Raw genomic sequence first — 5,726 nt, 5'->3', positions numbered from 1 at the left:
CAAAGTTCGACTCGGTGCTGATCTACCGGCTTGAGATTCCGCTCGTGGGGGCACTGATCAACGCGATTATTCTCAAAACGATGCAAAACAACCTTGAGTCTACGCAGCAAGCCATCAAAAAGCGCTGTGAAGAGCTCGGTTAGCCTCCCCGACGACTACACTTTCGACGTGCCAGAGGCGCGGGCACAGCTCGCCGCCTTGGCACTAAAAACGCCCGATGCGCGGATTACGCTCACCCTAGCGCATATCGGCGATGGTGGCCTGGAAGCCGAATCGGATATCTGGCTCAAGGCAAACGAGGCAGCGGCGCTCCTGGAGCAAGTACAAGATGATCAGCGCATTCTGGGCAAGCCGATCTATGTCTTGCGCATCAGCGAATCTAAACCCATCACCGAATCGCAGTTTGAAACGCCGCAATGGCCGCCTCGGGACGATCCGTAAAGGCGTAGACTTCCAGCGATTTCTCGTAGAGCGCCCGGCGCAGGATCAAGTGCTGCCGACAAACATTGTCGTGGTAGAGCAAGTCGCGAAAGAGGGTCGGGTGCTTGAAGAACGCCGCATCGTGCAGGTGCTCCGCCGCCGGAGTGAACCGCCAGCCAAACTCCCCATCCGCGAGGAAGAAGTGCGTACAGGGTGGCCCCTCAATCGGAGAGCAATCCCTGCCGCAGTACGGGCAGACCCAACCTGGTACAAGCACACCGTCAAAATACCGTAGTCCGGGTGCGCCTGTCAAGCAGGCCGCGAAACCATCCAACAACCCTTTCCAGCAGTGCAGGAATTTCGTAGCGCAACACCGAATTTTGAGCCGTGCGACGACGCGATTTTGTCTCGATGCTGGGAATGACAGCGCTACTGGCAGGGTGCCACAAAGCGCCCGGACAGCGGACGTCGAGCGCTACGAGCAAGGTGCTCTCCCCGGAGGCGTATCAGCTTTTATCCGACCGGGAGAAAGTGCGCTACAAAGATATTATCCTGCGGATTCCCGCGAGCTGGGGCGGCGTGCTCCTGCCTAATGACGCCGGACCGTACACGTCGCCGACGGATAAAGCCGTTCATGGCGGTGATATCGCCACGCTGATGGGGCTTTATAACCAGAGCCTTTTTGAGCTCCAGCACCCGCGTGTCAAGATCGAGTATCTGAATTTTGACATGTGGACGGAAAACTTCCGCTCCGCGCTTGCCGTGGCGCTCTCAGCGCGACGGGCACCGGCCTACTACATTGCGCGTGATCTCCCCCAGACCATCGAGCAGGGGATGTACGCGGATCTGACCGAGCTGATGAAGACCTGGGATCAGTTCGACCGCCAGCCGGAAGCGTCGGTGCGCCAGGGGCGCGTGGACGGGCATCTGTTCACGCTCGCCGCCAACGAGCTAGGGGCAAGCGTCGTGCGCTACCGCAAGGACTGGTTTAAAGAGGCCGGAATTCTCAACGAGCGCGGCGAGCCCGGGCCACGCTCAGACTGGACCTGGGACGATTTTCGCAAGATCGCCGCAAAGCTCACCGATCCGGCAAAGAACCGCTATGGCTTCGCGGGAGAGCTGAGCAGCTTCCAGTTCAACGAGGCCTACAATTTAGAGGTCTTTATCCCCGACCCGAGCGGCAAGAACACCTGGCGCTTCAACGGCGACGATCCGCTGCTTCTGGAGTCGCTCAAAAACGCCCGCGCCCTGGTCAACACGGAGAAAAGTGTTACCAGCAGTGTCTCCATGGGCTGGTTTGAGTGGCACAATGAGTTCGACGCGAGCCGCGCCGGGATGGTGATGAGCTTTGCCCCACACATCCCGCGCGAGGCGCTGACCTCGCCGGGGAAGATGGGCAAGAACATACTCTATGCGGACACTGTGGGAATGGCGCCACCGCCGCGCGGCCCCTACGGCTACGACCCCCTCAAGCCCGTCACGAACCCCATCGGCTTCGACCCAACTCTCTCCCCCGATGAGCTTAAAGCGGCGTTTGACTGGTGCCGCTCGTGGTTCTACGGGGATCTGTTTGTGAACCGGATGCGCGCCGCCACACAGGATGCAAAGCTACGCGGCCAGACCAGTGTGGTCTACGCCGAGGTGCTCTCTCTTCCCTACCAACCTAAAGAGAATCTTCTCGACAAGCCGCTTGAAGCCGTCTTCCCCGCCGACTATCTCGAAACTTACAAGCGCCTCCGCCAAGCACCTGCCCCGCCACTTCCCCGTGAGTTTGGCCTGAAGGAGCCCCCAGCAGCAGAGCTTACCAAGGCAGTCAAAGCGCTCTACTCTGAGGCGATTACGTCGCCCAATGCCGATCTCAAAGCACTCATTCGAAAGCACGGCTCGCTGATCAACACCAACTTACTCACGTTCCGCAAGCCCGATGATGCGCAGCGGCTGGGTCGCTATATCGCGGCTCGCACGGCGTTCTACCAGAAAAACTTCCCGGCTTACTACGAGGCGGTCTGGAAAAAATCCCTGGAGGTAGCGTGGCGCGTAAAGTAGCCTGGCGCTCCGTGGCGGCGTGGCTCTTCACCCTGCCCGCGCTGACCGTTCAGTGCGTCTTTGGTTGGCTTCCCGTGGTCTTCGCGTTCGTCATTGCCTTCCAGCGCTACTATTTTGTCAAAGAGCCGGAGTTTGTGGGAGTGAGAAACTTCCAGGACGTTCTGGGCGACCCCCTGGTGGGCACGGCGTTTCTGAATACGTTTATCTACGCCTCGCTCGCGCTGGGCCTGACGTTCTTTGTCCCGATCTTTGTCTCGATTCTTCTCATGGAGATGTCGCCGCGCGTGATTCGCGTGATGATGATCCTCTGGTTCCTGCCGATTGCAGCGACGGCGGGAATTGCGATCTGGAAGTATCTTTATCATCCACGCCTGGGACTGCTCAATGGGTTTCTGGGGCTGCTGGGCATCGCGCCCCAAAAGTGGCTCGATGACCCGAACCTAGCGATGCTCTCGCTGGTATTGCCGGGAATCGTGCTCTTTGGGCCAGGGTTAATCTATATCGCCGCGCTCCAAAATGTCCCTGAGGAGCTCTACGAAGCCGCCGAGCTGGAGGGGGCTGGGATCCTGACTAAGATTCGCTTCGTGACGCTGCCGCGCCTGCGCCCGATTATCGCGATGATGCTGATTTTCAGTGTGATTGGCTCACTCCAGGTCTTTGAGGGGCCATTTCTCATGACCGGCGGCGGCCCGGGCTACGCCACCACAACGGTGGTGATGTATCTCTATAACCTAGCGTTTGGTGCCTACAATCTGGGCAAGTCCACCGCGCTGGCGATTGTGCTCTTTTTTGTGATCCTGGCGCTCACCAGCGTTCAGCGGCGCTTCTTCAAGGAGAACGTGGATGAATGAGGCAACGCCATGCCGCTGATTCCTCGGGTGGGCCGCCAGAAACCCCGGACACGCGCCTTGCTCTTTGGGATCGCCGCGTTTCTATGGCTAGGTGTCTTGCTACATCTCTTCCCGGTGGTCTGGATGGTCTCGGCGTCGCTTAAGCCGACGCCTGAGATCTTTGAGGCACCGTTTCGGCTAATCCCCAAAGAGCCCACCACGGCATCCTACGAGCTGCTCTTTAAAACCGTCCAGAGCACGGCACTTAATTCCAGCTTCGATGTCTTTCGCTACCCACTCTGGGTATATCTGAAAAACAGTCTCTGGATCGCGACACTCACCACATTTTTGCAGCTCCCGATCACGGCACTGGCGGCCTACGCGGTCTCAAAGCTCCACTCGCGTCGTGCGGCTAAAATCCTGTTCTTTTTCTTTATCGGAACCCTAATGATCCCCGGACAAGTCGCGGTCGTGCCACGTTTCTTGCTACTCTCGCACTTCCCCTGGCCCACGCGAGCCGTTCCGGAGCTGCTGGGCTACGCACTGCCGTCGCTCTCGTTTGTCGGAACCTACTGGGGAATCGTGCTCCCTGCGGCGTTCAGTGCCTTTAACTTCCTGCTCTTCAAGGGCTTCTTTGACACGCTGCCCACGGAGCTGATCGAAGCCGCGCGCATAGACGGTGCGTCGGAGGGGCGGACGCTCACTCAGATCATGCTCCCGCTCGCCCGCCCGGTGATCGCCGTGACGGGCTACTTCACGTTCACGGGAGCCTGGAATGATTTTCTAGGGCCGTGGATCATGCTGATGAGCGAGCAGGGCCGCTGGCCGCTCTCCGTGGCGCTCTATAAACTGCAAGCCGCGCTCACGAGCTGGCAACCCACTTCCGGGAGCGCCGATCCCAACGCCGCCGCGCTGATTGCGTCGGGCGTGGGCTACAACGCCTTGATGGCGCTTGCCGTGATCGAGTCCATCCCCATGTTCATCGCGTTTCTACTCTTCCGCGAGCAGCTCATGAAGGGCATTCAGATTTCTGGTCTGAAGGGGTAGTTAACGCTCCGACGAAACCGGCGTCGCTGCCCGCCGCAGCCGATCACGGATCGCCGCCCACTCGGGATCGGTTCCCTCAGGCCAATCTATAACGATGCGGTTTGCGCTGCTCTGATCCGCATCACGAAGCGCACTATAAAGAACCTGCGCGTATTCGTCCGCTGAGTTTGGCAAGGCAACTACCTGAATTTTGTTCCAGGCAGTGGACTGTGCGGATTGGTAGTGGGTAAGGTAAATATCACCAGGCTGAAGTTTGGTAAGCGCACCAGACAGAAGAACAACCAGAGTTTTTTGGGGGGCGTAGTGCCGCCACATCTGACCAGGTGAGCGTGCAATGCTTTCTTCGATGGGACCAGCAATAATTTGTGGCAGGAGCACAGTAAGGTCTTGCCGACTGACCATGCCATGACGCAAAAGTCGGGGCGGATCACAAGTGATATCCAATACCGCGCTCTCGATTCCGACCTCGCACGGGCCACCATCCAGGATCAGTAAATCGTCCACAAACTCCCCAAGCGAGTCGGCGACATGGCGGGCTTGTGTGGGGGAGACTTCCTCGCTGCGGTTGGCCGACGGCGCGGCGATGGGCACTCCTGCACGGCGAAGCAGTTCCAGCGCGACGGGGTGATTGGGAATGCGGATGCCGACCGTCGTGCCGCCTGCGGTGACAATGTCCGGGATGCCGTCGGCTTTCTCCAGAACTAACGTCAGTGGGCCGGGCCAGTGCGCGGCGGCGAGCTCGTCGGCGAGGGAGGGCCAGTTTTTTGTCAGCGCCTTTGCCTGCTCCACACTCGCCACATGAACAATAATCGGGTTGGTCGCCGGGCGGCCCTTGGCGGCGTAGATATTGGCGACGGCGGCGGCGTCCAGCGCGTTGGCCCCGAGGCCGTAGACCGTCTCCGTGGGAAACGCGACCAGCTCCCCGCCGCGCAAGCGCTCGGCGGCTTCGGTGAGTGCGGCGTCATCGGGCAGAACAATTCGGGCGGACATGACAGAATTTTATCAGAACCCACCCGGCGGACCCACCCGGCTCTTCGTTCGTTCCTCACTTCAAGCCACCCTCCCTCAGGGCAGGGAGGGTTAGGGAGGGTTTTCTCACCCCTTCCCGGGTACCCTCTGGGTGCTGAGGGAAGGGGCCGGGGGATGGGTTCAAAGCGTACCAGGGAAGGGGGCCGGGGGGATGGGTTCGGGTATACTTTTAGCGCTATGAGTAATGAAAGTGTAATGGGATCCTCGCTCGGCGGGGATCGTCTTTTCCCCCCGTCGGCGGAGTTTGTCCGCCAGGCCAATATCAGCGATGCTGCAATCTATCAGACAGCCGCCGCCGATCCCGAGACCTACTGGGCGGAGTGGGCCAAGAAGCTGGACTGGATCGAGCCGTGG

Annotated in this window: 6 protein-coding genes; 4 read left to right on the top strand and 2 right to left on the bottom strand. The window is 59.7% G+C overall.

Annotation, left to right across the window (positions count from 1 at the left end; translation table 11 throughout):
- Positions 1 to 126 precede the first annotated feature (126 nt).
- Entirely contained in the window at positions 127 to 441 is a 315-nt protein-coding gene (locus tag ACH2EH_RS05845; protein WP_395139831.1) for a hypothetical protein, read from the top strand.
- On the opposite strand, the gene ACH2EH_RS05840 is transcribed toward ACH2EH_RS05845, so the two are convergent.
- Positions 389 to 697 carry a hypothetical protein gene (locus ACH2EH_RS05840; protein ID WP_395139829.1) on the bottom strand — a complete coding sequence of 103 codons (309 nt, stop codon included), beginning with the start codon at positions 695 to 697 and terminating at the stop codon, positions 389 to 391. The genes ACH2EH_RS05845 and ACH2EH_RS05840 overlap by 53 nt on opposite strands.
- A gap of 110 nt (positions 698 to 807) precedes the next feature.
- Here ACH2EH_RS05840 and ACH2EH_RS05835 point away from each other — a divergent pair, with 110 nt between their 5' ends.
- From ACH2EH_RS05835 to ACH2EH_RS05825, 3 genes are read left to right on the top strand one after another with little or no spacing between them, the layout of a single operon-like run.
- Positions 808 to 2,466 carry an extracellular solute-binding protein gene (locus ACH2EH_RS05835; protein WP_395139827.1) on the top strand — a complete coding sequence of 553 codons (1,659 nt, stop codon included), beginning with the start codon at positions 808 to 810 and terminating at the stop codon, positions 2,464 to 2,466.
- A complete protein-coding gene (locus ACH2EH_RS05830) occupies positions 2,451 to 3,317 on the top strand; it encodes a carbohydrate ABC transporter permease (RefSeq protein ID WP_395139825.1) in 867 nt (288 codons plus the stop codon). The genes ACH2EH_RS05835 and ACH2EH_RS05830 overlap by 16 nt, the downstream gene beginning before the upstream one ends.
- A gap of 9 nt (positions 3,318 to 3,326) precedes the next feature.
- Positions 3,327 to 4,343 carry a carbohydrate ABC transporter permease gene (locus ACH2EH_RS05825; protein ID WP_395139823.1) on the top strand — a complete coding sequence of 339 codons (1,017 nt, stop codon included), beginning with the start codon at positions 3,327 to 3,329 and terminating at the stop codon, positions 4,341 to 4,343.
- On the opposite strand, the gene ACH2EH_RS05820 is transcribed toward ACH2EH_RS05825, so the two are convergent.
- Positions 4,344 to 5,333, bottom strand: coding sequence for an L-threonylcarbamoyladenylate synthase (locus tag ACH2EH_RS05820; protein WP_395139821.1), 990 nt, complete (start codon positions 5,331 to 5,333; stop codon positions 4,344 to 4,346).
- Positions 5,334 to 5,726 lie beyond the last annotated feature (393 nt).

Source organism: Armatimonas sp. (genome assembly GCF_043760365.1).
In the GTDB taxonomy this organism is placed as follows: domain Bacteria; phylum Armatimonadota; class Armatimonadia; order Armatimonadales; family Armatimonadaceae; genus Armatimonas.
Note: the sequence above shows the minus strand (reverse complement) of the source record. Positions and strands in the feature narration are given on the sequence as shown.

Coding starts and splice junctions, on each gene's coding strand:
- ACH2EH_RS05825 (WP_395139823.1), top strand. CDS start 3,327: ATGCCGCTGATTCCTCGGGTGGGCCGCCAGAAACCCCGGACACGCGCC.
- ACH2EH_RS05820 (WP_395139821.1), bottom strand. CDS start 5,333: ATGTCCGCCCGAATTGTTCTGCCCGATGACGCCGCACTCACCGAAGCC.